Annotated in this window: 40 protein-coding genes; all 40 read left to right on the top strand. The window is 44.8% G+C overall.

The annotated features are described in order from the left end of the window. The first annotated feature begins 16 nt into the window (after positions 1 to 16). Positions 17 to 265, top strand: a complete 249-nt coding sequence (locus tag MKY23_RS24875; protein ID WP_090924680.1) for a ribosomal L7Ae/L30e/S12e/Gadd45 family protein — start codon at positions 17 to 19, stop codon at positions 263 to 265. 150 nt (positions 266 to 415) lie between these two features. Beyond that, entirely contained in the window at positions 416 to 838 is a 423-nt protein-coding gene (gene rpsL / locus MKY23_RS24870) for a 30S ribosomal protein S12 (protein ID WP_017692070.1), read from the top strand. A gap of 87 nt (positions 839 to 925) precedes the next feature. Then, on the top strand, positions 926 to 1,396 hold the full coding sequence (gene rpsG, locus MKY23_RS24865) for a 30S ribosomal protein S7 (RefSeq protein WP_056697679.1): 471 nt from the start codon (positions 926 to 928) through the stop codon (positions 1,394 to 1,396). Positions 1,397 to 1,444: 48 nt separating this feature from the next. Continuing rightward, positions 1,445 to 3,523 (top strand): elongation factor G, encoded by a 2,079-nt coding sequence (gene fusA, locus MKY23_RS24860; RefSeq protein ID WP_154960498.1) that lies wholly within the window; start codon positions 1,445 to 1,447, stop codon positions 3,521 to 3,523. A 94-nt stretch (positions 3,524 to 3,617) separates the two neighbouring features. Then, positions 3,618 to 4,808, top strand: coding sequence for an elongation factor Tu (gene tuf / locus MKY23_RS24855; RefSeq protein ID WP_090924678.1), 1,191 nt, complete (start codon positions 3,618 to 3,620; stop codon positions 4,806 to 4,808). 433 nt (positions 4,809 to 5,241) lie between these two features. Further along, on the top strand, positions 5,242 to 5,550 hold the full coding sequence (gene rpsJ / locus MKY23_RS24850; RefSeq protein ID WP_017692074.1) for a 30S ribosomal protein S10: 309 nt from the start codon (positions 5,242 to 5,244) through the stop codon (positions 5,548 to 5,550). A 47-nt stretch (positions 5,551 to 5,597) separates the two neighbouring features. Further along, positions 5,598 to 6,221 carry a 50S ribosomal protein L3 gene (gene rplC, locus MKY23_RS24845; RefSeq protein WP_090924677.1) on the top strand — a complete coding sequence of 208 codons (624 nt, stop codon included), beginning with the start codon at positions 5,598 to 5,600 and terminating at the stop codon, positions 6,219 to 6,221. A gap of 25 nt (positions 6,222 to 6,246) precedes the next feature. Continuing rightward, entirely contained in the window at positions 6,247 to 6,870 is a 624-nt protein-coding gene (gene rplD / locus MKY23_RS24840; protein ID WP_090924676.1) for a 50S ribosomal protein L4, read from the top strand. Next, entirely contained in the window at positions 6,870 to 7,160 is a 291-nt protein-coding gene (rplW, locus tag MKY23_RS24835; RefSeq protein ID WP_090924675.1) for a 50S ribosomal protein L23, read from the top strand. The genes rplD and rplW overlap by 1 nt, the downstream gene beginning before the upstream one ends. A gap of 31 nt (positions 7,161 to 7,191) precedes the next feature. Continuing rightward, positions 7,192 to 8,022 carry a 50S ribosomal protein L2 gene (rplB, locus tag MKY23_RS24830; protein ID WP_076292169.1) on the top strand — a complete coding sequence of 277 codons (831 nt, stop codon included), beginning with the start codon at positions 7,192 to 7,194 and terminating at the stop codon, positions 8,020 to 8,022. Between the two features lie 71 nt (positions 8,023 to 8,093). Beyond that, positions 8,094 to 8,372 carry a 30S ribosomal protein S19 gene (rpsS, locus tag MKY23_RS24825; protein ID WP_056697694.1) on the top strand — a complete coding sequence of 93 codons (279 nt, stop codon included), beginning with the start codon at positions 8,094 to 8,096 and terminating at the stop codon, positions 8,370 to 8,372. A gap of 35 nt (positions 8,373 to 8,407) precedes the next feature. Next, positions 8,408 to 8,740 (top strand): 50S ribosomal protein L22, encoded by a 333-nt coding sequence (gene rplV, locus MKY23_RS24820; RefSeq protein WP_090924674.1) that lies wholly within the window; start codon positions 8,408 to 8,410, stop codon positions 8,738 to 8,740. A gap of 15 nt (positions 8,741 to 8,755) precedes the next feature. Next, positions 8,756 to 9,421 (top strand): 30S ribosomal protein S3, encoded by a 666-nt coding sequence (gene rpsC / locus MKY23_RS24815; protein ID WP_090924673.1) that lies wholly within the window; start codon positions 8,756 to 8,758, stop codon positions 9,419 to 9,421. A gap of 2 nt (positions 9,422 to 9,423) precedes the next feature. Continuing rightward, positions 9,424 to 9,858, top strand: coding sequence for a 50S ribosomal protein L16 (gene rplP / locus MKY23_RS24810; protein ID WP_076292170.1), 435 nt, complete (start codon positions 9,424 to 9,426; stop codon positions 9,856 to 9,858). After that, positions 9,848 to 10,045: a 50S ribosomal protein L29 gene (rpmC, locus tag MKY23_RS24805; protein WP_017692083.1), complete on the top strand. Its 198-nt coding sequence runs from the start codon at positions 9,848 to 9,850 to the stop codon at positions 10,043 to 10,045. Before rplP ends, rpmC begins: the two co-directional genes overlap by 11 nt. A 48-nt stretch (positions 10,046 to 10,093) precedes the next feature. After that, entirely contained in the window at positions 10,094 to 10,360 is a 267-nt protein-coding gene (gene rpsQ / locus MKY23_RS24800) for a 30S ribosomal protein S17 (RefSeq protein WP_056697701.1), read from the top strand. Between the two features lie 36 nt (positions 10,361 to 10,396). Next, positions 10,397 to 10,765 carry a 50S ribosomal protein L14 gene (gene rplN / locus MKY23_RS24795; RefSeq protein ID WP_024633579.1) on the top strand — a complete coding sequence of 123 codons (369 nt, stop codon included), beginning with the start codon at positions 10,397 to 10,399 and terminating at the stop codon, positions 10,763 to 10,765. A 41-nt stretch (positions 10,766 to 10,806) separates the two neighbouring features. After that, positions 10,807 to 11,160, top strand: coding sequence for a 50S ribosomal protein L24 (gene rplX / locus MKY23_RS24790; RefSeq protein ID WP_090924672.1), 354 nt, complete (start codon positions 10,807 to 10,809; stop codon positions 11,158 to 11,160). A gap of 32 nt (positions 11,161 to 11,192) precedes the next feature. Next, the gene (gene rplE, locus MKY23_RS24785) at positions 11,193 to 11,735 is read left to right on the top strand and encodes a 50S ribosomal protein L5 (RefSeq protein WP_090924671.1); all 543 of its coding nucleotides are present in this window, start codon (positions 11,193 to 11,195) and stop codon (positions 11,733 to 11,735) included. A 74-nt stretch (positions 11,736 to 11,809) separates the two neighbouring features. Beyond that, positions 11,810 to 11,995, top strand: a complete 186-nt coding sequence (locus MKY23_RS24780) for a type Z 30S ribosomal protein S14 (protein WP_013312154.1) — start codon at positions 11,810 to 11,812, stop codon at positions 11,993 to 11,995. Positions 11,996 to 12,027: 32 nt separating this feature from the next. Next, positions 12,028 to 12,426 carry a 30S ribosomal protein S8 gene (gene rpsH, locus MKY23_RS24775; RefSeq protein WP_090924670.1) on the top strand — a complete coding sequence of 133 codons (399 nt, stop codon included), beginning with the start codon at positions 12,028 to 12,030 and terminating at the stop codon, positions 12,424 to 12,426. Between the two features lie 30 nt (positions 12,427 to 12,456). Beyond that, entirely contained in the window at positions 12,457 to 12,999 is a 543-nt protein-coding gene (gene rplF / locus MKY23_RS24770; protein ID WP_090924669.1) for a 50S ribosomal protein L6, read from the top strand. Between the two features lie 117 nt (positions 13,000 to 13,116). Continuing rightward, entirely contained in the window at positions 13,117 to 13,485 is a 369-nt protein-coding gene (rplR, locus tag MKY23_RS24765) for a 50S ribosomal protein L18 (protein ID WP_017692090.1), read from the top strand. Between the two features lie 27 nt (positions 13,486 to 13,512). Beyond that, on the top strand, positions 13,513 to 14,010 hold the full coding sequence (gene rpsE, locus MKY23_RS24760) for a 30S ribosomal protein S5 (RefSeq protein WP_024633574.1): 498 nt from the start codon (positions 13,513 to 13,515) through the stop codon (positions 14,008 to 14,010). Between the two features lie 12 nt (positions 14,011 to 14,022). Further along, positions 14,023 to 14,208 carry a 50S ribosomal protein L30 gene (gene rpmD, locus MKY23_RS24755; RefSeq protein ID WP_090924668.1) on the top strand — a complete coding sequence of 62 codons (186 nt, stop codon included), beginning with the start codon at positions 14,023 to 14,025 and terminating at the stop codon, positions 14,206 to 14,208. A gap of 45 nt (positions 14,209 to 14,253) precedes the next feature. Continuing rightward, positions 14,254 to 14,694: a 50S ribosomal protein L15 gene (rplO, locus tag MKY23_RS24750; RefSeq protein ID WP_090924667.1), complete on the top strand. Its 441-nt coding sequence runs from the start codon at positions 14,254 to 14,256 to the stop codon at positions 14,692 to 14,694. Then, a complete protein-coding gene (secY, locus tag MKY23_RS24745; protein WP_090924666.1) occupies positions 14,694 to 15,992 on the top strand; it encodes a preprotein translocase subunit SecY in 1,299 nt (432 codons plus the stop codon). The genes rplO and secY overlap by 1 nt, the downstream gene beginning before the upstream one ends. A 90-nt stretch (positions 15,993 to 16,082) precedes the next feature. After that, positions 16,083 to 16,727 (top strand): adenylate kinase, encoded by a 645-nt coding sequence (locus MKY23_RS24740; protein ID WP_090924665.1) that lies wholly within the window; start codon positions 16,083 to 16,085, stop codon positions 16,725 to 16,727. Between the two features lie 3 nt (positions 16,728 to 16,730). Next, complete coding sequence (gene map / locus MKY23_RS24735) at positions 16,731 to 17,483, top strand: type I methionyl aminopeptidase (protein ID WP_090924664.1); 753 nt, start codon at positions 16,731 to 16,733, stop codon at positions 17,481 to 17,483. Between the two features lie 10 nt (positions 17,484 to 17,493). Continuing rightward, positions 17,494 to 17,802: a KOW domain-containing RNA-binding protein gene (locus tag MKY23_RS24730; protein WP_090924663.1), complete on the top strand. Its 309-nt coding sequence runs from the start codon at positions 17,494 to 17,496 to the stop codon at positions 17,800 to 17,802. 3 nt (positions 17,803 to 17,805) lie between these two features. Then, positions 17,806 to 18,021: a translation initiation factor IF-1 gene (gene infA / locus MKY23_RS24725; RefSeq protein ID WP_017692098.1), complete on the top strand. Its 216-nt coding sequence runs from the start codon at positions 17,806 to 17,808 to the stop codon at positions 18,019 to 18,021. Positions 18,022 to 18,173: 152 nt separating this feature from the next. Then, entirely contained in the window at positions 18,174 to 18,287 is a 114-nt protein-coding gene (gene rpmJ, locus MKY23_RS24720) for a 50S ribosomal protein L36 (RefSeq protein WP_003333770.1), read from the top strand. 20 nt (positions 18,288 to 18,307) lie between these two features. Beyond that, positions 18,308 to 18,676: a 30S ribosomal protein S13 gene (gene rpsM / locus MKY23_RS24715; RefSeq protein WP_056697730.1), complete on the top strand. Its 369-nt coding sequence runs from the start codon at positions 18,308 to 18,310 to the stop codon at positions 18,674 to 18,676. 19 nt (positions 18,677 to 18,695) lie between these two features. Next, complete coding sequence (gene rpsK / locus MKY23_RS24710) at positions 18,696 to 19,091, top strand: 30S ribosomal protein S11 (protein ID WP_068537278.1); 396 nt, start codon at positions 18,696 to 18,698, stop codon at positions 19,089 to 19,091. A gap of 136 nt (positions 19,092 to 19,227) precedes the next feature. Beyond that, a complete protein-coding gene (locus MKY23_RS24705) occupies positions 19,228 to 20,172 on the top strand; it encodes a DNA-directed RNA polymerase subunit alpha (protein ID WP_024633566.1) in 945 nt (314 codons plus the stop codon). Between the two features lie 34 nt (positions 20,173 to 20,206). Beyond that, complete coding sequence (gene rplQ, locus MKY23_RS24700; protein ID WP_017692102.1) at positions 20,207 to 20,572, top strand: 50S ribosomal protein L17; 366 nt, start codon at positions 20,207 to 20,209, stop codon at positions 20,570 to 20,572. Between the two features lie 160 nt (positions 20,573 to 20,732). After that, complete coding sequence (truA, locus tag MKY23_RS24695) at positions 20,733 to 21,506, top strand: tRNA pseudouridine(38-40) synthase TruA (protein ID WP_090924662.1); 774 nt, start codon at positions 20,733 to 20,735, stop codon at positions 21,504 to 21,506. Positions 21,507 to 21,711: 205 nt separating this feature from the next. Further along, on the top strand, positions 21,712 to 22,149 hold the full coding sequence (gene rplM / locus MKY23_RS24690; protein WP_024633564.1) for a 50S ribosomal protein L13: 438 nt from the start codon (positions 21,712 to 21,714) through the stop codon (positions 22,147 to 22,149). A 19-nt stretch (positions 22,150 to 22,168) separates the two neighbouring features. After that, on the top strand, positions 22,169 to 22,561 hold the full coding sequence (gene rpsI, locus MKY23_RS24685) for a 30S ribosomal protein S9 (protein ID WP_090924661.1): 393 nt from the start codon (positions 22,169 to 22,171) through the stop codon (positions 22,559 to 22,561). A 789-nt stretch (positions 22,562 to 23,350) separates the two neighbouring features. After that, positions 23,351 to 24,043: a phosphoadenylyl-sulfate reductase gene (locus MKY23_RS24680; RefSeq protein ID WP_090924660.1), complete on the top strand. Its 693-nt coding sequence runs from the start codon at positions 23,351 to 23,353 to the stop codon at positions 24,041 to 24,043. The last annotated feature ends 79 nt before the right edge of the window (positions 24,044 to 24,122 follow it).

Genomic DNA, 24,122 nt, shown 5'->3' with positions numbered 1-24,122 from the left:
TTCGGAGGAATGTATGATGTCTAATGAAAAAGGCTTGCAAGATGCTCATGTCAAGATTGGTACCAAACAGACCATGCGGACAGTGCAGACAGGAATGGCTTCAGAAGTCTATGTCGCAGAAGATAGTGATCCGCAGCTCACTTCCAAAATCATTGCTTTGTGTGAACAACACAATGTGAAGTACACGAAAGTGGACACAATGAAAAATCTCGGCAAAGCGTGCGGGATTGGGGTGGGAGCAGCGATGGCTGCTGTCGTAAAATGATACGGTAAGGAACGTTTTTGTCCGAGAACATTTAAGGATTCTCCAAGGCAAAAACTTTTCATTTGTCTTTTTATGAACCGCCTGGGTCTGTGGGCTTAGATAAAGGTTTGTAAAGAAACATGAATAATTGAGGAAGGGGGTGGCAATCACATGCCAACTATTAACCAACTGGTTCGTAAAGGACGTCAAGCAAAAGTTGAGAAGTCAAAATCACCAGCTTTGCAAAAAGGGTTCAACGCTTTGAAACGTGAATCCACTAACATCAGTGCCCCACAAAAACGTGGTGTCTGCACTCGTGTAGGTACAATGACTCCACGTAAACCGAACTCTGCACTTCGTAAATATGCCCGTGTTCGTTTGACGAACCGTCTCGAGGTAACTGCTTATATCCCGGGAATCGGACATAACCTTCAAGAGCACAGTGTGGTATTGATCCGCGGAGGTAAAGTAAAAGACCTTGCAGGGGTTCGTTATCACATCGTTCGTGGAGCTCTCGATACTGCAGGCGTGAACAACCGTATGCAAGCTCGTTCTAAATACGGAGCTAAACGTCCAAAAGCTAAAAAAGCCTAAATTACGATAAGCAGATTGCCTGAAAGCCTTCTGGCTTAGGTCTGGAAGGTACAGGGACTGCTGAACAAGAAAGAAAGGGGGATATCCATGCCACGCAAAGGTCCAGTTACGAAAAGAGACGTGTTGCCAGATCCGGTATACAACTCCAAGTTGGTTACTCGTTTGATCAACCGCATCATGCTCGACGGAAAACGCGGTGTTGCTCAAAGCATTCTGTATAATGCGTTCAAGTTGATCCAAGAACGCACGGGTAATGACCCGATGGAAGTATTTGAGACAGCAATCAAAAATATCATGCCAGTCCTGGAAGTTAAAGCTCGCCGTGTCGGCGGTGCCAACTACCAAGTACCAATCGAGGTAAAACCAGAGAGACGTACTGCTTTGGGTTTACGTTGGCTCGTGAACTACTCCCGCAACCGCGGTGAGAAAACAATGGAAGAGCGTTTGGCGGCTGAGATCATCGACGCTTCCAACAACACAGGCGCTTCCGTTAAGAAACGTGAAGATACGCACAAAATGGCTGAAGCGAACAAAGCGTTTGCTCACTACCGTTGGTAGGATTCAGTTCACAAAAATAAACTTCAATTTTGAAGGGAGACCCATTTCATGGCTAGAGAGTTCTCCTTGAAAAATACACGTAATATCGGGATCATGGCTCATATTGATGCGGGTAAAACCACGACAACTGAGCGGATCTTGTTTTACACAGGACGTACGCACAAAATCGGTGAAGTTCACGAAGGCGCTGCGACAATGGACTGGATGGAACAGGAACAGGAGCGCGGAATTACGATTACTTCCGCTGCGACTACCGCTGCTTGGAAAGGTCACCGCGTAAATATCATTGATACCCCGGGACACGTTGACTTCACTGTTGAAGTTGAACGTTCCCTTCGTGTATTGGACGGAGCAGTAGGTGTATTCAGTGCGAAAGAAGGCGTTGAGCCTCAGTCTGAAACTGTATGGAGACAGGCTGACAAGTACGGCGTACCTCGTATCGCATATGTAAACAAAATGGATATCATCGGTGCTGACTTCTTGAACGTTGTATCTGACATGCGTGATCGCCTTCAAGCGAACGCTGTTGCGATTCAACTTCCAATCGGTGCTGAGAATGATTTCAAAGGTATCATTGATATCGTTGCTCAACGGGCTCATATGTATAAAGATGACCTGGGACAAGATATTGAAGAAACCGATATTCCTGCGGAATTCGTTGAGCAAGTTGAAGAACTTCGCAACGAATTGATTGAGCGTGTTGCAGAGCTTGATGAAGAACTGACAATGAAATACCTGGAAGGCGAAGAAATCACTATTGATGAGATTAAATCCGCTCTCCGTAAAGGTGTTGTAGATGTTAAGATCTTCCCAGTTATCTGTGGATCCTCATACCGTAACAAAGGTGTTCAACTGATGTTGGATGCTGTTATCGACTACTTGCCAGCTCCAGTTGACGTTCCAGCAATCAAGGGTCTTCTTGAGGATGGAACTGAAGCGGTTCGTAAGTCTTCCGATGAAGAGCCATTCTCTGCATTGGCTTTCAAAATCATGACTGACCCTTACGTTGGTAAATTGACATTCTTCCGCGTATACTCCGGTGTACTTCAATCCGGTTCTTATGTATTGAATGCAACTAAAAACAAACGTGAGCGTATCGGTCGTATCCTTCAAATGCACGCAAACAGCCGTCAAGAAATCACTGAAGTTTACTCCGGTGATATCGCAGCAGCTGTTGGTTTGAAAGATACAGGTACAGGTGATACACTATGTGATGAGAAACATCCGGTTATCCTGGAATCCATGAACTTCCCTGATCCGGTAATCGAAATTGCTGTTGAACCTAAAACCAAAGCTGACCAAGATAAAATGGGTGTGGCTCTCGGTAAGTTGACGGAAGAGGATCCAACTCTTCGCGCTCATACTGACGAAGAAACAGGCCAAACAATCTTGGCAGGTATGGGTGAGCTTCACCTTGATATCATCATCGACCGTATGCGTCGTGAGTTCAAGGTTGAAACTACTGTGGGTAAACCACAAGTAGCTTACCGCGAAACATTCCGTGCTCCAGCGCGCGTTGAAGGTAAATTCGTACGTCAATCCGGTGGTCGTGGTCAATACGGTCACGTATGGGTTGAATTCGAACCTCTCGAGCCGGGTACAGGCAGCCAGTTCGAAAGTAAGGTTGTCGGTGGTTCCGTACCAAGAGAATACATTCAACCTGCATTGTCAGGGATTGAAGAGCAAATGAAAAACGGCGTTATCGCAGGCTTCCCGCTTGTTGACGTTAAGGCTACTATCGTAGACGGATCTTACCATGATGTCGATTCCAACGAGATGGCATTTAAAATTGCCGGATCTATGGCGCTGAAAGCAGCGAAAGACAAATGTAGTCCAGTTCTGCTTGAGCCTATCATGAAAGTAGAAGTAACTGTTCCAGAAGAGTATATGGGTGACGTAATGGGTATGTTGAATTCCCGTCGTGGCCGCATTGAAGGTATGGATTCCCGTAGTGGAGCTCAAATCATCCGTGCTAAGGTACCTCTCTCTGAGATGTTTGGTTACTCTACAACTCTTCGTTCCGGTACTCAAGGACGCGGCGTGTTCTCAATGGAACTCTCCCACTATGAAGAAGTTCCTAAGAGCATCGCTGAAGAGATCGTTGCCAAAACAAAAGGCACCGAGTAGTTTTCTCACACTGAATGCTTGTGCTTGAAACATGGTTTGAAGCACCGCATTCAGTGAAACATAAAATCATAAATTTTAAGGAGGCCACGTTCAAATGGCAAAGGCTAAATACGAACGTAATAAACCACACGTTAACATTGGTACTATTGGTCACGTCGATCATGGTAAAACAACTCTGACTGCTGCAATCACAACTGTATTGTCCAAAACTTACGGTGGTGCTGCTGTAGCATTCGACCAAATCGACAAAGCTCCAGAAGAGCGCGAGCGCGGTATCACTATCTCCACAGCACACGTTGAGTACGAAACTGACACTCGTCACTACGCTCACGTAGACTGCCCAGGTCACGCCGACTATGTTAAAAACATGATCACTGGCGCGGCACAAATGGACGGAGCTATCCTGGTAGTATCCGCAGCTGACGGCCCAATGCCACAAACTCGTGAGCACATCTTGCTCTCCCGTCAAGTAGGCGTACCTTACATTGTTGTTTTCTTGAACAAATGTGACATGGTTGAAGACGAAGAGTTGTTGGAACTGGTTGAGATGGAAGTTCGCGACCTTCTTAACGAGTACGAGTTCCCAGGTGATGATACTCCAATCACTCGTGGATCCGCTCGTGAAGCTCTGCAAAACCCTGATGGTGAGTGGGCTCAAAAAATCGTTGAGATGTTCAAAGAAATCGACACTTACATCCCACTGCCTGAGCGTCAAACTGACAAGCCTTTCTTGATGCCTGTCGAGGACGTATTCTCCATCACTGGTCGTGGTACCGTTGCTACAGGTCGTGTAGAGCGTGGTACTGTTAAAGTCGGCGAAGAGATCGAGATCGTTGGTATCACTGAAGAAACTAAAAAATCCGTAGTTACGGGCGTTGAGATGTTCCGTAAATTGTTGGATTCCGCACAAGCGGGTGACAACATCGGTGCATTGTTGCGTGGTGTTGACCGTACTCAAATCGAGCGTGGTCAAGTACTTGCTAAACCAGCATCTGTTAAACCACACACAGAATTCACTGCTCAAATTTACGTTTTGACTAAAGAAGAGGGTGGCCGTCACAAGCCTTTCTTCACTGGATACCGTCCACAGTTCTACTTCCGTACAACTGACGTAACTGGTATCATCAACCTGCCAGAAGGTACTGAAATGGTAATGCCTGGTGACAACATCACGGTTACTGTTCAACTGATCTCTCCAATCGCGATCGAAGAAGGAACTAAGTTCTCTATTCGTGAAGGTGGACGTACAGTTGGTGCGGGTTCCGTAGCAACAATCCAAAAATAATTTGGCTCTTGCCAAATAAGTATAAGCAACAGTGTACTGGAACGAGTAACATTGTATTGTAACGAAGCTTCGGAAGAGTTCTTTATCCGACATCGGATAAAGAACTCTTTTATTATGTCAACGTTTCGGAACCTGCGTCATCTAAAATGAACAAGATTTATCTTATAGATTGATAGGTTAGGCAGCCTGGATATGAAGAAAAACATTGAGCTAAATTGAGTCGATTCTTTTGAAAAGATCAATTTAAATGTTTTTTTTAAATATGCTTGCAATATGCCCATCTTTTCTATATAATAATGAATGTTGTTCTTGTGACGTTGCGATGATGTGAGAGGTTACTGGCACACCCGGCCCCTTTGCCATGGGAGAGTGGCTAGAAAATTTTCACGGAGTATGTCCGATAAAAAATTGGGCGATAGAAGGAGGGACTAAAATGGCAAAGCAAAAAATTCGTATTCGTTTGAAAGCTTACGACCACAGAATTCTTGATCAATCCGCGGAGAAAATCGTTGAAACAGCAAAACGTTCGGGTGCAGGTGTATCCGGTCCGATTCCGCTTCCTACTGAAAAACAAATCATTACTATTCTTCGTGCGGTGCACAAGTACAAGGATTCTCGGGAGCAATTCGAACAACGCACTCATAAGCGTTTGATCGATATCGTTAACCCGACTCCACAAACTGTGGATGCCTTGATGCGCTTGGATCTACCGTCCGGTGTAGATATCGAAATTAAATTGTAATATATAGCAACAAACAAGACCACGTATAAAGGAAAAGAGGTGTCAACATGAAAGGTATCTTAGGAAAAAAACTTGGAATGACTCAAGTGTTTACCGCTGAAGGTAACGTAGTTCCAGTAACGGTTATCGAAGCAGGTCCTTGTGTTGTTTTACAAAAGAAAGATATTGAAAACGATGGCTACGAAGCAGTTCAAATCGGTTTTGCCGATAAGAAAGAGAAAAATGCTAACAAGCCAGAAGCAGGACACGCTAAAAAAGCGAATACTGCACCTAAGCGCTACGTTCGTGAGCTTCGCGGCATTAACATCGCGGAATATGAAGTTGGCCAAGAATTGAAAGCTGACATTTTCGCTGAAGGCGAGTTCGTTGACGTAACAGGTATTTCTAAAGGTAAAGGTTTTGCCGGCGTTATCAAACGTTGGGGACAAAGCACTGGACCTATGTCACATGGTTCGCGTTATCACCGTGGCCCAGGTTCGATGGGTTCGATCCAAGCTAACCGAGTTCCTAAAGGCAAACGCCTGCCAGGGCATATGGGACATGATACTGTTACAATTCAACGTCTTGAGGTTGTTAAAGTAGACGCTGAGCGTAATGTAATCCTCGTAAAAGGTTCTATTCCTGGACCGAAGAACAGCCTTGTAAGAGTCAAAGAAACGGTGAAAAAATAACCACTGAAGAAAGGAGGAACACAAAATGCCAAAAGTATCAGTTTACAATGTAGATGGTAGCCAAGTAGGTGAAGTTGAACTGAATGATGCGGTATTCGGTATTGAGCCGAATCAACACGTTCTGTACGATGCAGTTCTTATGCAACGCGCTTCTCTTCGTCAAGGTACCCACAAAGTAAAAGGACGTTCTGAAGTACGTGGCGGTGGACGTAAACCTTGGAAACAAAAAGGTACAGGTCGCGCTCGTCAAGGTTCGATTCGTTCTCCACAATGGAAAGGCGGCGGTATCGTATTTGGTCCGACACCACGGAGCTATGCGTACAAACTGCCTAAGAAAGTTCGCCGTCTGGCGATCAAGTCTGCTCTTTCATCCAAAGTGCAAGACAATGACATTATCGTTTTGGATGCTCTCGCGTTGAGCTCACCAAAAACAAAAGAGTTTGCAGCTATTTTGAACAATCTCAAAGTAGGTCGCAAAGCTTTGATTGTAGCTCCTAGCTATGATGATAATGTAGCTCTTTCTGCACGGAATATTCCGGGCGTGAAATTCGTAGCTGCTGATGGTATTAATGTTCTTGACGTGCTTTCGCACGACAAACTGATCATTACGAAAGAAGCAGTTCAGAAGGTAGAGGAGGTGCTCGCGTAATGAAAGATCCTCGTGATATTGTAAAACGTCCGATTATTACGGAACGTACTGCCGACATGATGAACGACTTGAAATATGTATTTGAAGTCGATATCCGTGCAAACAAAACCGAGATCAAAAAAGCGGTAGAAGCTATTTTCGGCGTAAAAGTGAAAAACGTGAACACACTTCGTGTTCCAGCTAAACCGAAACGGTACGGACGTTATTCCGGATATACAAGCGAATGGAAAAAAGCGTTTGTAACACTGACGCAAGACAGCAAATCGCTTGAGTTCTTTGAAACTGTATAATTGAAATCTTTGAAGTAAGGAGGGAAAACTAGTGCCAATCAAAAAGTATAAACCAACATCCCCGGCAAGACGGAACATGTCCGTTTCTACATTTGAGGAAATTACCACAGATAAGCCGGAGAAATCGTTGTTGGCCCCATTGAGCAAACAAGCAGGCCGCAACAACCAAGGTAAAATTACAGTTCGTCACCACGGTGGTGGACACAAACGTAAATACCGTATCATCGACTTCAAACGTACTAAAGATGGAATACCGGGCCGCGTTGCTACAATCGAGTATGACCCGAACCGTACCTCCAACATTGCATTGATTCACTATGCTGATGGTGAGAAACGTTACATCATCGCTCCTAAAGGTCTGAAAGTTGGAGATCAAGTATTCTCTGGTCCTGACGCAGATATCAAAATTGGTAACGCACTGCCGCTTGAAAACATTCCAGTAGGTACCGTTATCCACAACATCGAGTTGAAACCAGGTAAAGGCGGACAATTGGTTCGTGCTGCTGGTACAGAAGCTCAATTGCTTGGTAAAGAAGAAAAATACGTTTCCGTTCGTCTCTCTTCTGGAGAAGTTCGTCGTATTTTGAAAGTTTGCCGCGCAACAATCGGATCCGTTGGTAACCAAGACCACGAGCTTATCAAAATCGGTAAAGCCGGTCGTAGCCGTTGGTTGGGTCAACGTCCTGAGGTTCGTGGTGTGGTAATGAACCCTAACGATCACCCTCACGGTGGTGGTGAAGGTCGTGCTCCAATCGGACGTAAATCGCCAATGTCACCATGGGGTAAACCTACTCTTGGTTACAAAACGCGTAAGAAAAATAAAGCTTCTGATAAATACATCATCCGTCGCCGCACGAAGTAATACACACTGTGCATAACTTCGTGAGGCATCTACGGATGCATAAAAGCTATGTTTGAAGGGAGGATCTCCACATGAGTCGCAGTTTGAAAAAAGGGCCATTCATTGATGGCTACATGCTCAAGAAGGTAGAAGAGATGGAAGCATCAGGCAAGAAGAACGTTATCAAAACCTGGTCCCGTCGCTCTACAATTTTCCCACAATTCATCGGACACACATTTGGCGTTTACGACGGTCGTAAACACGTGCCAGTGTATGTAACTGAGGACATGGTTGGACACAAACTGGGTGAGTTCGCTCCAACCCGTACGTACAAAGGCCATACTGATGATGACAAGAAAACAAGAAGATAAATGAACATCTCTAATGTTTGAGAGGAGGTTACACAATGGAAGCAAAAGCACATGCTAAGTTTATCCGGATTGCTCCTCGTAAAGTTCAACTCGTTGTTGACTTGATTCGCGGCAAGCAAGTAGGTGAGGCGGTTGCCATTCTCCGTCACACTCCGAAATCCGCTTCTCCAGTTGTTGAGAAGTTGCTTAACTCCGCTATTGCGAATGCGGAACATAATTATTCTTTAGATGTTAATAACTTGGTGATCTCGCAAGCTTACGTAAACCAAGGACCAACGATGAAACGTTTCCGCCCTCGTGCAATGGGACGTGCAAGTCGTATTAACAAACGTACTAGCCACATTACTTTGGTGGTATCTGAAAAGTAGAAGGAGGGAAAACGTGTGGGCCAAAAGGTAAATCCAGTCGGACTTCGTGTCGGAGTTATCCGTGACTGGGAATCTAAGTGGTATGCAGGCAAAGACTTCGGCGATCTTTTGATGGAAGACGTGAAAATTCGTGAATTCCTGAAAAATAAATTGAAAGACTCCGCTATGTCTCGTGTTGAGATCGAGAGAGCGGCTAACCGTGTAAACGTAACGATTCACACAGCGAAACCAGGTATGGTAATCGGTAAAGGTGGATCTGAAGTTGAGAATCTTCGTAACCAAATTACGAAAATTGCTGGCGGTAAAAAAGTACACATCAACATCTCTGAAATTAAGAACCAAGACCTGGACGCGATCCTGGTAGCAGAAAGCATTGCACAACAATTGGAACGTCGTGTTTCTTTCCGTCGTGCTCTGAAACAAGCTATTCAAAGAACTATGCGCTCTGGTGCTAAAGGTATTAAAACTCAAGTAGGCGGACGTCTTGGCGGTGCTGAGATTGCACGTTCTGAAGGCTACAGCGAAGGAACTGTTCCACTGCACACACTGCGTGCTGACATTGACTATGGTACTGCAGAGGCTCATACTACTTACGGACGTATCGGCGTAAAAGTATGGATCTATCGTGGAGAGGTTCTTCCTACGGCTAAGAAACAAGCTGCTAAGGAAGGAGGCAACTAATCATGTTGGTACCAAAACGTGTAAAACACCGTAAGCAACAACGTGGACATATGAAAGGCCAAGCAAAAGGCGGAACTACGCTGAACTTTGGCGAATATGGTCTGCAAGCTACGGAACCGGCTTGGATTACGAACCGTCAAATCGAAGCGGCTCGTATTGCGATGACTCGTTACATCAAACGTGGTGGTAAAGTCTGGATTAAAATTTTCCCTGACAAACCAATCACTCAAAAGCCTCTCGAGGTTCGGATGGGTAGCGGTAAAGGTAACGTAGAAAAATGGGTTGCAGTAGTGAAACCAGGTAAGATCATGTTTGAACTTGCTGGTGTACCGGAGGATATTGCACGCGAAGCGATGCGTCTTGCCGCTCACAAACTGCCAATCAAAACGAAGTTCGTGAAACGTGAAGAATTGGGTGGTGAAGCAAATGAAAGCTAGTGAATTTCGCAACCTAACCTCTGCTGAAATCGAGCAAAAGATTGCCGGATTTAAAGAAGAACTCTTTAACCTCCGCTTTCAACTTGCTACCGGTCAGCTGGATAACCCGACTCGTATCCGTGATGTGCGTAAAGAAATAGCTCGTGCTAAAACGATCATCCGTGAAAGAGAATTGGGAATCGGTTAATTAGAGGTCGGATATACATTCCGTCCGTAATCAGGAAGGAGGCCAACAATGAGCGAAGAACGTAATGCACGTAAAGTTCAAACTGGTAAAGTTGTCAGTGATAAAATGGACAAAACGATTGTTGTTGCTGTAGAAACCTACAAAAACCACAAATTGTATCATAAACGCATTAAGGTTACTAAAAAGTTCAAAGCGCATGACGAAGAAAACACTGCAAAAATCGGTGACACGGTGAAAATCATGGAGACTCGTCCGCTTTCGAAAGATAAACGCTGGAGACTTACTGAAGTCGTTGAAAAAGCGGTTATCATCTAATTGCATGATCAGCATAGCTGGAAGGAGGAATACTAAATGATTCAACCATTTACACGTTTGACTGTAGCCGACAACTCCGGTGCGAAGGAACTGATGTGTATCCGCGTACTCGGCGGTACGGGACGTCGTACAGCTCAAATCGGTGATCTGATCGTTTGTTCTGTAAAACAAGCAACACCAGGCGGCGTTGTCAAAAAAGGTGATGTAGTTAGAGCGGTTGTCGTTCGTACGAAGCGTTCTGTACGTCGTAAAGACGGTTCCTACATCGGTTTTGATGAAAATGCAGCTGTTGTTGTAAAAGACGACAGAAGCCCACGTGGAACACGTATTTTCGGACCTGTTGCTCGTGAACTTCGCGAGAAAGATTTCATGAAAATCGTTTCCTTGGCCCCAGAGGTTATCTAATAGATTAAGCTCGTGATGTTTAGAAACAGGAGGTGTACGAAATGCCAAGAGTGAAAAAAGTTCTGGAATCCCATAACAACAAACTTCACGTTAAAAAGGAAGATACGGTTATGGTGATCAGCGGTAAAGACAAAGGTAAAAAAGGCCGTGTCATCGCTGCTTATCCTCGTGAAAACCGCGTCCTTGTGGAAGGTGTTAACATGGTGAAAAAACACCAGAAGCCTAACCAGCAAAACCCGCAAGGCGGCATTATCGAGAAGGAAGCTCCGATTCATGTTTCCAACGTGATGCACATCGATCCGAAGAGCGGAAAAGTAACCCGTATCGGTTACAAAGTTTTGGATAACGGTAAAAAAGTGCGCGTTGCAAAACGTTCCGGAGAAATTATCGACTAATTGAACCGAATGAGAAAGGAGGGCTATGATTCATGGCATCAAGAATGAAAGAACGTTACCTGCAAGAAATCGCTCCTGCTTTGATGCAGAAGTTTAACTATACAACGGTAATGCAAGTGCCGAAAATCGAGAAAATCGTTATCAACATGGGTGTGGGCGACGCTGTCCAAAACTCCAAAGTGTTGGATTCCGCAGTAAACGATTTGCAACTGATCGCAGGTCAAAAACCTGTAATCACTCGTGCGAAAAAATCAATCGCAGGATTCAAACTGCGTGAGAACATGCCTATCGGTGTGAAAGTAACATTGCGCGGCGAGCGTATGTACTACTTCCTCGATAAATTGTTCAACGTAACACTTCCACGTGTACGTGACTTCCGCGGTGTATCGAGCAAAGCGTTCGATGGTCGTGGTAACTACACTCTGGGTCTGAAAGAGCAATTGATCTTCCCAGAGATCGAGTATGATAAAGTAGACAAAGTCCGCGGTATGGATATTGTCATCGTAACAACGGCGAAAACAGACGAAGAGTCCCGTGAATTGCTTACGCAAATGGGAATGCCTTTCGTTAAATAATGTTGGCATAAACGTTCCGGGTGTCTGGAAAGACTCCCTTTTCTCCGAAATTATTTAGGAGGTGTCAGGCTAAAGTGGCAAAAACTTCGATGAAAGTTAAACAACAACGTACACCAAAGTTTAAAGTACGTGCTTATACACGCTGCGAGCGTTGTGGTCGTCCACATTCGGTACTGCAAAAGTTCAAAATTTGCAGAATTTGCTTCCGTGAATTAGCTTATAAAGGCCAGATTCCTGGCGTGAAAAAAGCAAGCTGGTAAAAAGTCCTGAACGGGAAGGAGGTTAACTCACAATGACTATGTCTGATCCAATTGCAGATATGCTTACTCGTATTCGTAACGCGAACACAGTTCGTCACGAAACGGTAGAAATGCCTGCTTCGACAATGAAAAAACAAATCGCCGATATCCTGAAGCGTGAAGGTTTCATCCGTGACGCAGAATATATCGAAGATAACAAACAAGGGATTATCCGTGTTTTCTTGAAATACGGTCAAAATAACGAGCGCGTTATCACTGGTCTGAAAAGAATCAGTAAACCAGGTCTTCGTGTTTACACGAAAAGCAATGAAGTACCTCGCGTACTTGGCGGCCTTGGAATCGCGATTATCTCGACATCCAAAGGTGTTATGACGGACAAAGAAGCTCGTCAATCGAAATCCGGCGGAGAAGTCGTCTGCTACGTTTGGTAATATAACGTCACAAGATAGGAGGTGCAACATATGTCTCGTATTGGTCGCAAACCAATTACAGTACCAAGTGGTGTAGACATCACTTTGGACAATACCGTTATCACGGTAAAAGGACCTAAAGGAACTTTGACTCGTGAACTTCACAAAGACATGAAGGTTACAGTTGAAAACAACGAAATTACAGTTGTGCGTCCTTCCGATAACAAAACTCACCGTTCTTTACACGGCACAACACGTAGCGTTGTCAGCAACATGGTGAGTGGCGTAACTGAAGGATTCGCTAAATCTCTGGAGTTGGTTGGGGTCGGATATCGTGCAAGCAAATCCGGAGATAAAATCGTTCTGAACGTTGGTTACTCTCACCCGGTTGAAATCACACCGGAAGCGGGAATCGAATTCGAAGTACCTTCGAATACGAAAATCATTGTTCGCGGTATCGATAAAGAGCGCGTAGGTGCTTACGCTGCAAAAATTCGTTCCGTTCGTGAACCTGAGCCGTACAAAGGTAAAGGTATTAAATATGAAGGCGAGCGTATCATCCGTAAGGAAGGTAAAGCCGGTAAGAAGAAATAAGATTTCTCTTACCGCCTTTTCGCGGCTTTCGGCTTGCTTGCTTCGTGTGTTTCTAATATACCCCGTGGCTTCTGCTTTGAAGCCAGCGAGGTAACCTGAAAGGAGTGAATCCCTGAGATGATTACGAAACCAGATAAAAACAAGGCTCGTCTGAAAAGACACCTTCGTGTTCGTAAGAAAATCCAAGGAACGGCTGCACGTCCTCGTTTGAACGTTTTCCGTTCTGGTAAACATATGTACGCTCAAATCATCGATGATGTAGCTGGTGTAACAATCGCTTCCGCGTCTACTGTAGACAAAGAATTGAGCACTGACATCAAAAATGGTGCATCTGTTGAATCTGCTCGTAAAGTTGGCGAACTCGTTGCTAAACGTGCAAAAGATAAAGGTGTTTCCAATATCGTATTTGACCGTAGCGGATATCTGTATCATGGTCGTATCGCAGCATTGGCTGAAGCGGCTCGTGAAGCAGGACTTGAGTTTTAAGATATTTTTCAAAAGGAGGTTAACGACTTGCGTGTAGATCCGAATACTTTGGAACTGTCTGAAAGAGTAGTAAACATTAATCGCGTAGCTAAAGTAGTAAAAGGCGGACGCCGTTTCAGCTTTAGCGCACTGGTTGTAGTCGGCGACGGCAACGGCTGGGTTGGAGCGGGTATCGGTAAAGCGGGCGAAGTACCTGATGCAATTCGCAAAGGTATTGAAGATGCTAAGAAAAACCTTGTACACGTTCCACTCGTAGGAACTTCGATTCCTCACTTGGTAACAGGTAAGTTCGGCGCAGGACGCGTTCTGTTGAAACCAGCATCTGAAGGTACTGGTGTTATCGCTGGTGGTCCTGTACGTGCGGTTCTCGAACTTGCTGGTGTAGGTGACATTTTGACAAAATCTCTGGGTTCTTCGAATTCCATGAACATGGTCAATGCGACTTTGGAAGGTTTGTCCCGTTTGAAGCGTGCTGAAGACGTGGCTAAACTGCGCGGAAAATCCGTCGAAGAGCTTCTGGGTTAGGAGGGAATTCTCATGGCTAAATTAGAAATTACCCTCGTCCGTAGCTTGATCGGACGTCCGGAGACGCAAAGAACAACTGTGAAAACATTGGGATTGCGCAAAATCAACAGCAAAGTGATCCAAAACGATAATCCTGCCATCCGTGGTATGATTAACAAAGTAAGTCACTTGGTAGCTGTAAAAGAAGTAGAAGCTTAATATACGGGTATACACCCACAAATCTTTAAGGAGGTGCAACGAACGATGAAGTTACATGAGCTTTCACCATCTCCTGGATCGCGTAAAGAACGCAAACGTGTTGGTCGCGGTCCAAGTAGTGGTACAGGTAAAACATCAGGTCGCGGTCATAAAGGACAAAACGCTCGTTCGGGCGGTGGTGTTCGTCCAGGCTTCGAAGGTGGACAAAATCCATTGTATCGTCGCTTGCCAAAACGCGGTTTCGTAAACCCAACTCGCAAAGAATATGCAGTTGTTAATATCGAAGACCTGAATAGTTTGCCTGCGGGTACTGAAGTAACTCCAGAATTCTTGATGACGAACGGCGTTGTTAAAAACGCTAAATCCGGAATCAAAGTCCTGGGTAACGGTGAAGTCACTGTGAAGCTGACTGTTAAAGCTAACAAGTTTTCTCAATCTGCGGTGGAGAAAATTGAAGCTGCCGGCGGTACAACCGAGGTGATTTAATGTTCAAGACCCTAAAGAATATCTGGCGGGTTGAAGATCTGCGCAAAAGGGTATTATTTACCCTTTTTGTACTGATCATTTACCGCATCGGCTCCTTTGTCCCCGTTCCGGGCGTTAACAAAGATGTGTTCGAAGCGACAAATTCTGCGGGTAAAGAAGTTTTTGGACTTCTCAATACGTTCTCGGGTGGAGCACTGTTCCAGTTCTCTATATTTGCTCTCGGGATCGTTCCTTACATCACTGCGTCTATCATAGTACAGTTGCTTTCCATGGACGTTATTCCTAAATTAGCGGAGTGGGCAAAGCAAGGTGAACAAGGTAAGAAGAAATCTGCACAACTGACTCGTTATTTAACGATCGGGCTGGCATTGATTCAAGCGTTTGGTACGTCGATCGGATTCAACCGCTTGTACAATACAGACATGATTCCTAACGCTACGTTTGCAGATTATATCTTGATCGCAATTGTACTTACGGCCGGTACTTCATTCCTGATGTGGCTTGGTGAGCAGATCACCGAGAAAGGCATCGGAAACGGAATTTCGATTTTGATCTTTGCGGGTATCCTGTCAACAGTGCCTAACATTATCAAACAAACAATCGAGTCCGACTTCATCCAACCTGATCAATTGTTCATGAACATTCTTAAAGGTGTGATCATCGCGATTGTCATCGTGCTGATTATCATCGGGGTCATTTACATTCAACAGGCGATTCGGAAAATTCCTGTACAGTACGCAAAACGTGTCGTAGGAAACAAAATGTACGGTGGACAGAATACACATATCCCGCTGAAGATTAATGCAGCTGGTGTTATCCCTGTCATCTTCGCATCATCGCTGTTGATGTTCCCAACGATTATTGCCAACTTCTGGGCTAATCATGGTTGGGCACAGTGGATCGGTCAGAACTTGACTACACACAAACCTCTTGGTATGGTGCTGTATGTCGTGATGATCTTCGGATTCACATTCTTCTATACGTTCGTACAGATGAATCCACAGCAGATGGCTGATAATATGAAAAAGAACGGCGGTTACATTCCGGGTATTCGCCCAGGTAAAGCAACCGAGAAATATCTGACCCGTGTCATGACTCGTTTGACAATGGCCGGAGCCATCTTCTTGGCAGTCATTTCCGTTCTGCCTGTATTCTTAGGGGCACTTTCTGGTTTGCCTCAATCAGCGCAAATTGGAGGAACTTCCCTCCTGATCGTTATCGGTGTTGCGCTGGATACGATGAAGCAAATCGAAAGCCAATTGATCAAACGCCACTACAAAGGTTTTATCAATAAATAGGCAATAGGTTCCGGTTGAGTAAAGATTTACTTGCCGGCACCTATTGTGCTGTTTGTTGATGTAGGGTAGTCTTGGAGGGAGTGACATAACGTGAACATCCTATTCATGGGCCCTCCGGGGGCAGGAAAAGGTACGCAAGCAGACGTCATTGTGAAAGAGTTCGGTATTCCCCATATTTCAACAGGCGATGCATTTCGTCTTGCGATTAAACAGGGAACTCCCATTGGCCTGAAAGCCAAGGAATATATGGATCAAGGATTACTTGTACCAGATGATGTTACCATTGGCATCGTTGAAGAGCGATTGCAACAGTCGGACTGCAGAGAAGGTTTCCTCTTGGATGGTTTTCCAAGAACCCTGTCTCAGGCAGAAGCGCTGGATGGCATCCTGGAACGACTGAACTCAGGTCTTGATCATGTGATCAACCTGAAAGTGGATCGCAACAAATTGCTGGCTCGTTTGACGGGTCGTCGTATTTGTAAAAACTGTGGATCGACTTATCATGTCGTATTTAATCCACCAAAGCAGGATGGAATCTGTGATAAATGCGGCGGCGAGTTGTACCAACGCTCTGATGATAACGAAGAGAGCGTAGGCACTCGTTTGGACGAATATATCAACAAAACAGCACCACTCCTCACGTTCTACGAAACTAAAGGCCTTCTTCGTCAAATCGACGGAGAACAGGATATCGATCAAGTTTCTCAAGAAATCGTGTCCTTGTTGAGAGGTTAATTGATGATCATTGGTAAGTCCGAAACGGAACTGGGTTTGATGAGGGAAGCTGGGAGAATTGTTGCGGAAACGCATCGTCTCTTGGAAGAACACATTGTTCCCGGTATTACGACTGGTGAACTTGACCATATGGCTGATCAATTTATTCGCAGTCAAGGAGCTGTGCCGTCTTTCAAAGGTTATAACGGTTTCCCTGCCAGTGTGTGCGCTTCAGTGAATGAAGAGTTGGTACATGGATTTCCCGGCAAACGCAAGTTGAACGAGGGCGATATCGTTACGTTTGACATTGGCGCGCAGTACCAGGGGTATCATGGAGATTCTGCCTGGACCTATCCAGTTGGCCGTATTTCCGAAGAAGCTCGTCGTCTTCTGGACGTTACCGAGGCTTCATTATACGCAGGACTAGCGCTGGTAAAACCAGACGTTCGCTTGTTTACAATATCTCATGCAATTCAGAAATATATCGAAGATGAAGGGTTTTCCGTCGTTCGTGAATATGTCGGTCACGGCATTGGAGCGAATCTACACGAGGAACCATCGATTCCGAACTATGGTCTTCCTGATCGTGGACCAAGGTTAAAGGCTGGTATGGTGCTAGCTATTGAGCCAATGGTTAACGCAGGCAGACGGTATGTCAAAACGTTGGAAGATAACTGGACTGTCGTTACAGCTGATGGATCGTTATGTGCCCACTTTGAACACACCGTAGCAGTTACACCTGAAGGTATGGAAATTTTCACAAAACTGAATGCGTAGGTGATTAGGCATGAACAATCCGTCGAATCCGCAGCTCGGTCAAATTGTGAAGATCCGTAAAGGCCGCAATGCGGACCAAGCCGCAGTAATTGTTGCTATAGAGGACAATAGGTTCGTATATATCGCGGATGGAGACAAACGAAAGTTTGACCAACCCAAGAAGAAGAATGTTCTTCATCTTGAACTTCAACCGATGATTAGCAGTGAGGTTGTAAACAGTTTAAACGAGAGTGGTCGGGTGACAAACGGAAAGCTCCGCTATGCGGTTCATTCGTTTCTGGAATCCACCAACATTCAAGCTGAAGAGAAAGGAGACTGACTAATGGCCAAGGAAGATGTCATTGAAGTGGAAGGCACGGTTCTTGAACCGCTGCCGAATGCAACGTTCAAGGTTGAGCTTGAGAATGGTCATCAAATTCTCGCTCACGTTTCCGGGAAATTACGGATGCACTTCATCCGTATCCTGACTGGAGACAAAGTAGTTGTTCAGTTATCGCCTTATGATCTAACAAAAGGTCGTATAACTTACCGTAAATAGTAGTAGACAGTTGCAATGAACTGTGAAGCTTATGAAGCGGGTTTTGCCCGGCAAAACTTGCGAAAGCTTCGAAGCCGGTTTTACAATAGTAGAACAAGGTCAATGCTTACGAAGAGGGTTTTGCTAAGCAGAACTTTGAGGAGGTAATTCACATGAAGGTAAGACCTTCGGTCAAGCCGATTTGCGAAAAATGCAAAGTCATTCGCCGCAAAGGGAATGTAATGGTTATCTGTGAAAATCCAAAACACAAACAAAAACAAGGTTAATGAAGGGGGTGTAGCGTAAAATGGCACGTATAGCTGGTGTGGATTTGCCACGTGATAAGCGCGTTGAGATCGCCTTGACTTATATTTTCGGAATCGGTAAAACGACTTCCCAGAAAATTCTGAGCTCTACAGGCATCAATCAGAACACTCGTGTTCGTGATTTGACGGAAGATGAAGTCAGCAAATTGCGTGAAAGTATCGACAAAGAGGTCAAAGTTGAAGGTGACCTGCGTCGTGAAATCTCTTTGAATATTAAACGTTTGACGGAGATCGGTTGTTACCGTGGAGTTCGTCATCGTCGTGGTCTGCCTGTTCGTGGACAACGTACGAAAACGAATGCTCGTACTCGTAAAGGTCCTCGTCGTACTGTAGCGAACAAGAAGAAATAATAAGGGGGGATAAGAGAAAATGGCTAAACCGAAAAAAGTCGTACGTACTAAACGTCGTGACCGTAAAAATATTGAATCTGGCGTGGCACATATCCGTTCCACTTTCAATAACACTATCGTTACTATTACGGATCCTCACGGAAACGCGATTTCGTGGGCAAGCTCCGGCGGCCTCGGATTCAGAGGTTCCCGTAAATCGACTCCGTTTGCTGCACAAATGGCTGCTGAGACTGCTGCCAAAGCTGCAATGGAACATGGGATGAAATCCGTTGAGGTTATGGTTAAAGGACCAGGCGCAGGCCGTGAAGCAGCGATCCGCTCTTTGCAAGCTGCTGGTCTTGAAGTTAACCTGATCAAAGACGTAACTCCAGTCCCGCATAACGGATGCCGTCCTCCAAAACGTCGTCGTGTCTAATGAGATTTGCCCCTGCGTGTGGTATACTTCCGGCACAATCTGCTAATAATGGTTGTTTAGGCATACTACTACATGTTTTCGCAAGAGAAGGTAAATGTTTCATAGAGGACCGACGTTTTGAAGGAGGGGTATTGCAGTGATAGAAATCGAAAAGCCGAAAATTGAGACGGTAGACGTCAACGATGATGGCACCTATGGGAAATTCGTAGTAGAACCGCTGGAGCGCGGATACGGTACGACGCTTGGAAACTCGCTTCGCCGAATCCTGCTCTCATCACTGCCGGGTGCGGCAGTGTCTTCGGTTCAAATCGATGGCGTTCTGCATGAATTTGCTACAGTTCCTGGCGTAATGGAAGATGTTACAGAGATTATCCTTAACCTGAAAGCTTTGTCGCTCAAAATTCATTCTGACGAGGAGAAAGTGCTCGAGATTGATGCTGAAGGCGAAGGAGCAATCACGGCTGGAGACATTCGTGCTGATTCCGATGTAGAAATCCTTAACCCGGATCTTCACATTGCTACGCTTGGACCAGGTTCGAGACTTCACATGCGTATTTTTGCCAATCGCGGTCGCGGCTACGTCCAGGCAGATCGGAATAAACGCGATGACCAGCCGATCGGCGTCATCCCTGTCGATTCCATCTTCACCCCGATCAGCCGCGTAAACTACGCTGTGGAAAATACGCGTGTAGGCCAAGTAACCAACTATGACAAGCTCACGTTGGAAGTTTGGACTGACGGAAGTATTCGTCCTGAAGAGGCTGTAAGCCTTGGCGCTAAAATTTTGACCGAGCATCTCATGCTCTTCGTGGGTCTTACAGACGAAGCGAAGGATGCAGAGATCATGGTTGAAAAAGAAGAAGACAAAAAAGAAAAAGTACTCGAAATGACGATCGAAGAGCTGGATCTCTCTGTTCGTTCCTACAACTGCCTCAAACGTGCTGGTATTAATACCGTACAAGAGCTGACTACGAAAACGGAAGAAGACATGATGAAAGTCCGTAACCTCGGACGCAAGTCTTTGGAAGAAGTTCAAGAGAAGCTTGAGGAACTGGGTTTGGGACTACGTACAGAAGAATAGACAGCTGAGTGCTTGAAGTGAAGGAGGGAAAACAATGGCATACCAAAAGTTGGGCCGTAATTCCAGCGCACGTAAAGCTTTGTTCCGTGACCTGGTAACCGACCTGTTCTTATACGAGCGCATTCAGACAACTGAAGCGAAAGCAAAAGAGGTTCGCTCTATTGCTGAAAAACTGATCACTAAAGCGAAAAAGGGAGATCTTCATGCCCGTCGCCAAGTGGCAGCATATGTTCGCCGCGAAACTATCGATGGTGAGCAAGATGCAATCCAAAAACTGTTTAGCGAATTGTCCGGTCGTTACGCTGAGCGTCCAGGCGGATACACACGTATCCTGAAACTGGGACCTCGTCGTGGTGACGCAGCGCCTATGGTTTACTTGGAACTGGTAGACCGCGCGTAATACAGATGTGAGATGAGGAAAGGGGACAGAGTCCAAGATTCTGGATCAACCCTTTTTTTCTCTTCATTTCGGAATTCGTGCTGTAAATGAAGCTCCGTAAGGGGCTTCTTTTGCTGTTCGGGATAGGGTTATGTATAGTATGGAACAAAGGTGTGGTAATATGCGCAACTTATGTATGACGGTAACTTATGATGGAACGGCCTACTACGGCTTTCAAGTACAGCCAGGAGGTAATACCATTCAGGACCACCTTGAGGATGCTATTCGTGCGTTGACTGGTGAGACGGTGAAAATCACGGGGTCAGGTCGAACGGATGCAGGCGTTCATGCCCGCAGACAAATCTTCAATTTTCCTACAGCGTCCCAGATTCCGGTGGAACGTTGGTGTATTGCACTCAACTCCAGATTGCCATCTGACATTGTTGTTATTGATGCAATGGAGGTACCGCTAGATTTTCATTCTCGTTATGCAGCGAAAAAGAAAACCTATCGATATACGGTCAATGCAAACCAATTCCCGGATGTCTTTAACAGAAGACTGCAGCATCATCATCATGCCAAGCTGGACATCACTGCGATGGAAGAGGGCCTGCGTCATTTCATAGGCACATATGACTTTACTTCCTTTGCTTCACGCAAGTCTCAGAAAGAGAATCATGTGCGTTCGGTATACGAAGCATGGATAGAAGTGGACCGTTCAATGTGCAGAGACCATCCTCGCGATCAGGGTGTCATTCACATTTATGTGAGTGGTAACGGCTTTTTGCAACATATGGTGCGTATCATTGTAGGGACACTGCTGGAGGTCGGAGAGGGTAAACGGAAAGCCTCTGATGTGCCGGATATGATTGCTGCATGCAACCGTTCTGCTGCGGGACCAACTGCAGTTAGTTGTGGTTTAATGCTCTGGGATCTTGAATACAAAAAAGATTAAATTTGGTGAGTAAAAAGCTCAAATAATACTTGCGAATTAGTCTCCTATCATGTAATATAAAAGTTGTGTTTTCTTAATGGCTTTCCCACAGCCCCAATTAAGATGTTCACATCGCAACAACTATCCATCAACACCTAAAGTTATCACTTAACGAACGAAGATAAATGAAAAATGATGATTTTGAACATTTAAGGAGGAACTTTTCATGCGTACTACGTACATGGCGAAGCCTAACGAAGTTGAGCGCCAATGGCACATCATTGATGCTGAAGGCAAAACCCTCGGACGTTTGGCGAGCGAAGCAGCTGCTTTGATCCGCGGCAAACATAAGCCACAATTCACTCCACATGTGGACACTGGCGATTTCGTTGTTATCATCAATGCAGAGAAAATTGTATTGACTGGTAAAAAAATGCAAGGTAAAAAATACTACCGTCACTCGATGCACCCAGGTGGTTTGAAAGTAACTACTGCAGAAGAGATGGTTAAAAACAAACCTGAACGTATGTTGGAATTGGCTGTTCGCGGTATGCTTCCTAAAACTCGCATGGGCGAGAAAATGAAGCTGAGACTTAAAGCGTACAGAGGCACTGAGCATCCACACGCAGCACAAAAACCAGAAGTTTACGAACTTCGCGGTTAATTAAAAGGAGGACAGTTTCATGGCACAAGTACAATACTATGGGACAGGTCGTCGTAAACATTCGGTAGCACGTGTTCGCCTTGTACCGGGTGAAGGACGCATTGTCATCAATAAACGTGATATTAATGAATACTTTGGTTTGGAAACACTCAAACTGATCGTAAAACAACCACTGACTTTGACAGAAACGCTCACTAACTATGACGTTTTGGTTATCGCTCACGGTGGCGGAATCTCCGGTCAAGCCGGTGCGATCCGTCACGGTATCTCCCGCGCTCTGCTCAAAGCAGATCCAGAATACCGTGCATCCCTGAAAAAAGCAGGATTCCTGACTCGTGACCCACGTATGAAAGAACGTAAAAAATACGGTCTTAAAGCGGCTCGTCGCGCACCTCAGTTCTCCAAACGTTAAGATTTTTCAAAGTCCTTGGCTTCGGCCAGGGACTTTTTTGTGTTTTATCTACTAATAGGCTATGCCTAATTTGAATATTCTAACGTTAACGTAATAGCAACATGATTCCCATTGAGAGAAAAACGAGGTTACAAGAGATTAGCTGTAACATTAGTTTTGTATATCCTTGAATTTTGATCTAATTCATATCTAAATTAACCTTCTTAATCCAAATGAATTCAGATTGATTAAGTAATGTCCATCCGCCATTCCCCTCTATGACTTGATCCACGTTATAACTCTAACTATCGTTAGCACAAATCTTAGCCGTTTATAGCAATACTCCTACTCCAGAGCAATATCATTTTTTCTCATGTCTCAGATATCAGTCTTTTTTATGAATACGATAAAGGGTCCTTACTTTTGTTATTTGACGGAGTTGCAGACTCGGGCTCTCAATATTCCCCAAATGAGGATGGTCTTCTGACAGGATACGCTCTTTAATGATGAAAAATATTTCTTCCTTCATCCCAAAAATCCAACAATAGCAACGTTTTTTCTCTTTAGGGTCTCAAGCACTTGAAAGTTACGTTTATAAGATTTTTGTATGGTTTTACCTACATTTCATCTAGAAGCCTAATAGGCACTAAAAATTCAGCTCGTTTATAGTGTATTTTTACGATTAGAATTGATGTAATTTACCAGATGGCAGGCATTGACATCGCGAGTGAAAGATTTATACTATACATAATTCATATTAGATTAGTCGGCTTTTGTGGTTTTGAGATCATGAATGGGGGAAATTGAACAATGAACTTGTTAGAAAAGGAAGAACTGGCTCGTACAAAAGCAGAGGAACTGGAGCACGCAAGCCCGGAAGATATTATTCGCTATGCGGTTGAAACATTTCCTAATATCACATTTGCATGCAGCTTCGGTGCAGAAGATGTTGTACTTGTAGATATGTTGCAAAAAATTAGCCCATCTACTGATGTTTTTTATCTGGATACAGATTTTCATTTTCAGGAAACATATGATACGCGTGATCGGATGCAAGAAAAGTACAACCTTGAGTTTGTAAAAGTATCGCCAAAAATCACACCAGAAGAACAAGCTGCTCAGCATGGGGAAGAATTATGGAAATCCGATCCCAATGCTTGTTGTAACATTCGTAAGGTAGAACCTCTGACACGTATTCTATCGCAGTATGATGCATGGATTACGGGGATTCGCAGAGATCAGGCACCAACGCGTGCAAACTCCAAGAAGGTGGAATATGATACTAAGTTTGGACTCATGAAATTTAACCCGATTGCACATTGGACGAGTGAGGATGTGTGGGAATATATTCGTGCTAATAACGTGACATATAATCCGCTGCATGATCAAAATTACCCGAGCATCGGGTGCGAGCATTGCACACGCCAGGTAATGCCTGGGGAAGATCCTCGCGCAGGGCGCTGGTCTGGTAATGATAAAACGGAGTGCGGATTGCACAAATAAGCTGATTAATAGAGTTATGGCATGATAGCGCAAATGTCTTTTTCAGTTAAACCATTTTAGAATGATAATGCAGTTTTCA

It is taken from the genome of Paenibacillus sp. FSL R7-0272 (genome assembly GCF_037969905.1).
Classification (GTDB): domain Bacteria; phylum Bacillota; class Bacilli; order Paenibacillales; family Paenibacillaceae; genus Paenibacillus; species Paenibacillus polysaccharolyticus.
Note: the sequence above shows the minus strand (reverse complement) of the source record. Positions and strands in the feature narration are given on the sequence as shown.

Bases quoted from the DNA above. Each gene is read 5' to 3' on its own strand.
- MKY23_RS24875 (WP_090924680.1), top strand. From the start codon at position 17: ATGTCTAATGAAAAAGGCTTGCAAGATGCTCATGTCAAGATTGGTACC.
- rpsL (WP_017692070.1), top strand. From the start codon at position 416: ATGCCAACTATTAACCAACTGGTTCGTAAAGGACGTCAAGCAAAAGTT.
- rpsG (WP_056697679.1), top strand. From the start codon at position 926: ATGCCACGCAAAGGTCCAGTTACGAAAAGAGACGTGTTGCCAGATCCG.
- fusA (WP_154960498.1), top strand. From the start codon at position 1,445: ATGGCTAGAGAGTTCTCCTTGAAAAATACACGTAATATCGGGATCATG.
- tuf (WP_090924678.1), top strand. From the start codon at position 3,618: ATGGCAAAGGCTAAATACGAACGTAATAAACCACACGTTAACATTGGT.
- rpsJ (WP_017692074.1), top strand. From the start codon at position 5,242: ATGGCAAAGCAAAAAATTCGTATTCGTTTGAAAGCTTACGACCACAGA.
- rplC (WP_090924677.1), top strand. From the start codon at position 5,598: ATGAAAGGTATCTTAGGAAAAAAACTTGGAATGACTCAAGTGTTTACC.
- rplD (WP_090924676.1), top strand. From the start codon at position 6,247: ATGCCAAAAGTATCAGTTTACAATGTAGATGGTAGCCAAGTAGGTGAA.
- rplW (WP_090924675.1), top strand. From the start codon at position 6,870: ATGAAAGATCCTCGTGATATTGTAAAACGTCCGATTATTACGGAACGT.
- rpsS (WP_056697694.1), top strand. From the start codon at position 8,094: ATGAGTCGCAGTTTGAAAAAAGGGCCATTCATTGATGGCTACATGCTC.
- rplV (WP_090924674.1), top strand. From the start codon at position 8,408: ATGGAAGCAAAAGCACATGCTAAGTTTATCCGGATTGCTCCTCGTAAA.
- rplP (WP_076292170.1), top strand. From the start codon at position 9,424: ATGTTGGTACCAAAACGTGTAAAACACCGTAAGCAACAACGTGGACAT.
- rpmC (WP_017692083.1), top strand. From the start codon at position 9,848: ATGAAAGCTAGTGAATTTCGCAACCTAACCTCTGCTGAAATCGAGCAA.
- rpsQ (WP_056697701.1), top strand. From the start codon at position 10,094: ATGAGCGAAGAACGTAATGCACGTAAAGTTCAAACTGGTAAAGTTGTC.
- rplN (WP_024633579.1), top strand. From the start codon at position 10,397: ATGATTCAACCATTTACACGTTTGACTGTAGCCGACAACTCCGGTGCG.
- rplX (WP_090924672.1), top strand. From the start codon at position 10,807: ATGCCAAGAGTGAAAAAAGTTCTGGAATCCCATAACAACAAACTTCAC.
- rplE (WP_090924671.1), top strand. From the start codon at position 11,193: ATGGCATCAAGAATGAAAGAACGTTACCTGCAAGAAATCGCTCCTGCT.
- rpsH (WP_090924670.1), top strand. From the start codon at position 12,028: ATGACTATGTCTGATCCAATTGCAGATATGCTTACTCGTATTCGTAAC.
- rplF (WP_090924669.1), top strand. From the start codon at position 12,457: ATGTCTCGTATTGGTCGCAAACCAATTACAGTACCAAGTGGTGTAGAC.
- rplR (WP_017692090.1), top strand. From the start codon at position 13,117: ATGATTACGAAACCAGATAAAAACAAGGCTCGTCTGAAAAGACACCTT.
- rpmD (WP_090924668.1), top strand. From the start codon at position 14,023: ATGGCTAAATTAGAAATTACCCTCGTCCGTAGCTTGATCGGACGTCCG.
- rplO (WP_090924667.1), top strand. From the start codon at position 14,254: ATGAAGTTACATGAGCTTTCACCATCTCCTGGATCGCGTAAAGAACGC.
- secY (WP_090924666.1), top strand. From the start codon at position 14,694: ATGTTCAAGACCCTAAAGAATATCTGGCGGGTTGAAGATCTGCGCAAA.
- map (WP_090924664.1), top strand. From the start codon at position 16,731: ATGATCATTGGTAAGTCCGAAACGGAACTGGGTTTGATGAGGGAAGCT.
- MKY23_RS24730 (WP_090924663.1), top strand. From the start codon at position 17,494: ATGAACAATCCGTCGAATCCGCAGCTCGGTCAAATTGTGAAGATCCGT.
- infA (WP_017692098.1), top strand. From the start codon at position 17,806: ATGGCCAAGGAAGATGTCATTGAAGTGGAAGGCACGGTTCTTGAACCG.
- rpmJ (WP_003333770.1), top strand. From the start codon at position 18,174: ATGAAGGTAAGACCTTCGGTCAAGCCGATTTGCGAAAAATGCAAAGTC.
- rpsM (WP_056697730.1), top strand. From the start codon at position 18,308: ATGGCACGTATAGCTGGTGTGGATTTGCCACGTGATAAGCGCGTTGAG.
- rpsK (WP_068537278.1), top strand. From the start codon at position 18,696: ATGGCTAAACCGAAAAAAGTCGTACGTACTAAACGTCGTGACCGTAAA.
- rplQ (WP_017692102.1), top strand. From the start codon at position 20,207: ATGGCATACCAAAAGTTGGGCCGTAATTCCAGCGCACGTAAAGCTTTG.
- truA (WP_090924662.1), top strand. From the start codon at position 20,733: ATGCGCAACTTATGTATGACGGTAACTTATGATGGAACGGCCTACTAC.
- rplM (WP_024633564.1), top strand. From the start codon at position 21,712: ATGCGTACTACGTACATGGCGAAGCCTAACGAAGTTGAGCGCCAATGG.
- rpsI (WP_090924661.1), top strand. From the start codon at position 22,169: ATGGCACAAGTACAATACTATGGGACAGGTCGTCGTAAACATTCGGTA.
- MKY23_RS24680 (WP_090924660.1), top strand. From the start codon at position 23,351: ATGAACTTGTTAGAAAAGGAAGAACTGGCTCGTACAAAAGCAGAGGAA.